At 50.1% G+C, this 5,324-nt stretch carries 4 protein-coding genes; 1 reads left to right on the top strand and 3 read right to left on the bottom strand.

Annotated elements, in window-relative coordinates:
* Positions 1 to 258 precede the first annotated feature (258 nt).
* Entirely contained in the window at positions 259 to 459 is a 201-nt protein-coding gene (locus ACOCD2_RS11655) for a hypothetical protein (RefSeq protein ID WP_419588388.1), read from the bottom strand.
* Positions 460 to 919: 460 nt separating this feature from the next.
* Here ACOCD2_RS11655 and ACOCD2_RS11660 point away from each other — a divergent pair, with 460 nt between their 5' ends.
* Positions 920 to 1,090 (top strand): GreA/GreB family elongation factor, encoded by a 171-nt coding sequence (locus ACOCD2_RS11660; protein WP_293672812.1) that lies wholly within the window; start codon positions 920 to 922, stop codon positions 1,088 to 1,090.
* A 1-nt stretch (position 1,091) separates the two neighbouring features.
* Here the strand turns inward: ACOCD2_RS11660 and ACOCD2_RS11665 are convergent, their stop codons facing one another.
* Entirely contained in the window at positions 1,092 to 1,832 is a 741-nt protein-coding gene (locus ACOCD2_RS11665) for a M48 family metallopeptidase (RefSeq protein WP_293652418.1), read from the bottom strand.
* 4 nt (positions 1,833 to 1,836) lie between these two features.
* A complete protein-coding gene (locus ACOCD2_RS11670; protein WP_419588389.1) occupies positions 1,837 to 5,124 on the bottom strand; it encodes a type I restriction endonuclease subunit R in 3,288 nt (1,095 codons plus the stop codon).
* Positions 5,125 to 5,324: the final 200 nt, after the last annotated feature.

Consider the following 5,324-nt stretch of genomic DNA (forward strand, 5'->3'; position numbering starts at 1 on the left):
CAAATGATGAGAAAACGACATTGCGCCGAAAGGAGATTAGAGCGGCCATTGCAGGCTCCCTGGGGGACTTCCAGGCTGGCGATAAATTGCAGATCCATGAAGAGATCACGCTGATAAAAAAGGCTTTTTGCAATCCACGGTGTAAACCCTAGCTTTTTTGGGTGTTTGCATTATAGGGTTGGAATCGACACATTCGCTGCCAGCCATGGAGAGCGAAGCGAAGGCTGGTAGACCCCAGTAGCCGCGAGGCCGCACTGCTTACCCGTCGTGCGCATAGCGCCAGAGGGGAAGCAAAGTAGGCATCCAAACGCGGCGTCCAGTCATTGGGAGGCAAGTACGGAGCAGCAACGAGCTTGCGAAGTTGTTGCGTAGTGCTTGGTGACCAGGACGTCTGGGGCACCAATAGGTTGTCAAAGGCCGAGTCGATTTTGGGGACTGGGATGTCCCAAAATCTATCACGAGGCCGAAGACACGCTTGCTACAATACAGAAAGACGGCATCAGCATCTTGATCGGCGGACACCGAATGACGTGTACTATGAGGAGGCAGCCAGAAAGGTGGCCTGAATCAGGAAAACACTTATTGCACTGTCCAATAATTGGGGTCCACTTCTCAACGGGAAGCGTGTTGTTGAGGAGCCGTGTGCGTGAGTAGCGCAAGCACGGTTCTGTGAGGGGTGTGGTGATGCGACAGTACGGAGAGGATATTGCGGCACCGGTGGGAAACCAGCCGGCAAACAGAGAATGCCAACACGATCCTAACCTGTTGTGGAGCCCATCTACTCGACCGTTTGTCCGGCATAGGGGGAATTGGGTCAAGATTATCGAAAAACGATGCTTTACCCTCAAAAAGGCAATCAAATTCCATTCCCAAGTGGAAATAGTGGGAAAATCGATGGCTTTTTCAATAGCCTGTTAGAATTGTCGGTCCCGATGAAATCTACGGAAAGAGGAACTATGTATCTGTAAATGCACCGGTTGCCAGGGCCTGTCTCGGCAAGTGTGAAGGTGATGAAGTGCTTGTTCGAACATCAGAGTCCAGCAAAGCATGGGAGATTGAGCATATAAGATACGATTTACCGCAACTATAGTTCACTGATTCAATAGAATCTCGGACATATTATCGAGTTTGGCTTTTACTGATTGCCACTCTGGCATAAGCAAGCCAAGCAGTCTGTAAAAATTTTGGCTGTGATTATGCTCCCGTAAATGACAAAGCTCATGCATTATGACGTAATCAATGCAGTCGCAGGGTGCTTTTACAAGGTGAGAGTTAAGAATAATATCACCTTTGGGTGAGCAGCTACCCCATTGTCGTTTCATGGTCAGTAGACGAACCTTTGGAGGTGATTCTCGTACCCACGGCACCTGTTCAATTAGTAAGTCCAGCCGGCGCCGAAATGTGGTTTTTGCATGTGCCTTGTACCATTCCCAAAGCAACTCTTTAACTGCATCGGGTGATTTGTTTGGTGTCGATACCTTAAGGCAACCTCTCAGTAACTTTACTTCTGCTGCCAACCGTGGCGCATGATTGACTTTCAACATATAGCGGCGGCCCAGGTAAAAGTGGCTTTCTCCACTAATATACCGGCGTGCTAATACCTCACGCTGACGTTGCCGGATTTCTGCCAGATGCTTGACTACCCAGCGTGCACGCTTACCAACAGCCTGCCTGATATCGGTGGCTTCCGTACCTTCAGGTGCATCAACCTGTACAGAACCATTAGGGTGGATGTGTATGGCAATCTTTCGTCTTTGCTTTTCTCGCGGTGGCAGATAGATCACCTTATAGTGGAATTCATAATCGCCATACCGGCATTTCAGTTGGCTCATCGTCTCAGGAATCCTGTTTTGCCAGCCCGAGGCGTGTGATCTGAATAATCTGTTCGATGACTTCCTTGGCCTTATCCATGCCAATCAGATTGAATAAGGCCGGCAACAGCTTCTTGCGGATCTCGGCTTCGATATTCTGTGGATTGAGTGAATGTTCGGCCACCGCATCATCCACGGTCCTGTCGATATTCAGAGCCTGATCGATATATAATTGATGGTCTTCATCTGAAATGTTCTCAAACACACCCTTACCCAATACGACTCTGAATACACCGTAATAAGCACGGGCATGGGGATTCTCGGCCAGTGGTTCCGGTATATCCGGCACAGCTTTTTTTTCTACCTGTTCTTCCAGATCCTTGAACAGAGCATACTGCTTGTAGGAATGTTCAAATTGCGCCTCCGCTTCCTTGATAGCCGCTTCGAGTAATTCAGAGAAGACTTTCTGCGCATAAGGATCATCCTGAAGGTCCTGCTCGATGGTTTTCTTGATCCGGGTGCGGATGATGTCGGTTTCGTTACGGGTCTTTTCTTCAGACCAGTCGGCCGGGTCATCCTTTTTACCCAGTTCATTGACGAGGTAAACACCCTCTGGTTCCTTGATGTCTTCACCAACCACATGCTTGTCGATAATTTTTTTGATACGTGCCGCATAAGTAGAATAATCCACAGTCTCACCCGCATCCTGCAGGGTAATGCACCTCAGGTTGGTAAAAAACTTCAGGTCGCGTTTATAGGTTTTAATGTCCTCTTCAGTGAAGCTGCTGTCCTCATAAAAACTGGCTGAACCCAGGGCAATTTCCAGGCAAAGGCTAAAGTCTTTCAGTGCTTCATAAAAGTCATCCCTGACTTTCTGACGCATGTCATATAATTCGCCCGCCTCATCTTTTTCGTATTGGGGAATAAGCACCTGCCGAAACTGTTCCAGGTCACCACGGTTTTTCACATCCTTGAACAGCGCCCACAAGGATTCATGCAGCATGGGTAGTTTTTTATACTCAGTGCTTGTCTGCCGGTAGAGTCCCGCAAGGTCGTCGATATCGAATCCACCCTGAGTACGTTCTTCGAGTTCCTGATAGGCTTCGAGTGCCGTATCCAGTTCTTTCAGAATGCCGCGATAGTCGATGAGCAAGCCAAACTGTTTCTGATCATGTAGGCGGTTGATGCGGGCAATGGCCTGGATAAGGTTGTGATCTTTCAGTGGCTTGTCAATGTAAAGCACCGCATTGCGGGGTTCATCAAAGCCGGTGAGCAGCTTATCCACCACAATTAGGAGTTGCGGATCTTCTTCCTCGGCAAATCGGCGTATGATGTCTTTTGTGTAGGCCTCACCGCTCTGGTCACCCACATTATCCTTCCACCACTGCTGCAGTTCTGGCAACTGGCTCTCATCGACCTCGGCATGTCCTTCACGGGTATCGGGAGGGGAGATCACCACAGCGGTGGACAACAGTCCAATTTCATCCAGATGCTTTTTATAACGTATGGCCGAGAGTTTGCTGTCCGTTACCAGTTGCCCCTTCATGCCATCAGGAATATTTTTAGTAAAGTGGTCTGAGATGTCGTGAGCAATCAGTTCGATACGGCTTTCTGATTGGTAAACAGCGCCTTTTTTGGCAAATTTCTTTTTCAGATCGACCTTTTGTTTGTCTGTCAGTCCTTCGGTAATGCGATCAAACCAGTTGTCGATTGCCTTGGCATTGGTGCCCAGTTCCGGGATGCGCTCCTCGTAGAGCAACGGCGTTACCGTGCCATCCTCCACAGCCCGTTGCATGGTATAGGCATGCAGGATAGGGCCGAATTTGTTGGTGGTCTTGTCCTTGTGCAGTAGCGGCGTGCCGGTGAAGGCGATAAAGGCGGCATTGGGCAGGGCCTGGCGCATGCGCTGGTGGGTTTCTCCCCCATGACTGCGGTGCCCTTCATCCACCAGCACAATAATATCCGAGCTTGGGTTATGGCATTCCGGCTGTTTGGCCGCCGCGGCGAATTTGTTGATAATGGAAAACAGAATCCGCTCCGTACCCTTGCCAATACGTTCCGCCAAATCCTTGCCGGTACGTGCCTTAGCCCGTTCGATATCGCGGGGTGTGGCCAGCGCCCCGGCATTGGCGAATACCTTGCTGAGCTGATTCTCCAGATCAATCCGGTCGGTCACTACAACAAAGCGACACTGCTTCAAGGCCTCATGCAGAATCAACGCCCTGACCATAAAGACCATGGTGAACGATTTGCCTGAGCCGGTGGTGTGCCAGATGACGCCGCCTTCGCGGGAGCCATGTGTATCCTTTTCGCTAACGCGCTCGATAAGACGCTTGATGCCAAAGTATTGCTGATAGCGGGCAGCAATTTTGCCGCTGCGTTTATCAAACAAAATGAAGAAGCGGATAAATTCCAGCAATCGACCTGGGCGCAGCAGGCTGATGAGCAGGCGGTCCTGCCCGGTGGGCAGCAACTTGCCCTGGGCGCGTTGCTCATCAAAATACTGACGCATCCAATGGGGGCGATGGCCGAAAAGCGCCTTTTTCTGAGTATCATCAAGCTCGCTGTTCTTGATCTGGTCAAAGACTGTTTCATCCAGATCTTCTTCCCGCCACAGTGCCCAGAATTTTGCCGGTGTGCGGGTGGTGCCATAACGACCATCCAGGCCATTGACCGAGAACAACAACTGGGAATAGGCAAACAGGTTCGGAATCTCGGCCACGCCCTGATTACGGAGTTGCTGGGAGATGCCTTCCTTGATCATGTCCTTGTGAGGGTTGTGAGGATCAGGACGCTTAGCCTCAATCACAACTAGAGGAATACCATTTACAAAACAGACAATATCCGGACGTCTCAATCCTGTGCCTGCGGTATTCAGCACCTCAAATTCATCGGTGACATGAAACTGATTGTTCTCGATATGATTCCAGTCAATGATGTGGATGGCGGGTTGCGCCTTTTTGCCATCGATAAACTCGGTAACGGTAATGCCCAGGGTTAAACGGTCATAGAGCCGTTCATTGGCTGTCAGCAGTCCTTCACCCAGACCGGGAGAGGCAAGCTGGCGCACGATTTCATCAATGGCATTATTAGAGATGGGGTATTGCTTACCCTTCCAGCTGAAACGGCGCTTGCGCAACTCGCCAATTAAAATGTTACGTAGCAAAACCTCGCCGGTATTGCCGCCACGCTGTTTCATGGCCGCTTCAGGGGGCAGGTAGGTATAGCCCATGCTCATCAACACCTGCAAGGCGGGAATATGGGAGCTGAAGAGTTCTTTGGTTTCAGGGATCACCGTGCGCCCCCTGGCCATTGTTGTTGTATCATTCCAAACCTCATTTTTACGCTTGTCCCCATATAATCTGTCGATGCCGTGCCCTAGTTGTTTACGGATTTCTCTTGCTTTTTGTCCCCAAATGCCTATATTTTCTGTCGGATTCATTGCCTATCGGCAGCTGAACCTACCGAGGCTTCTGTCAGCTGAGCCAGCGTAGCAAATCAGCGGCAAACTAT

The organism is Thiolapillus sp. (genome assembly GCF_048562965.1).
Taxonomy (GTDB): domain Bacteria; phylum Pseudomonadota; class Gammaproteobacteria; order Chromatiales; family Chromatiaceae; genus Thiolapillus; species Thiolapillus brandeum_A.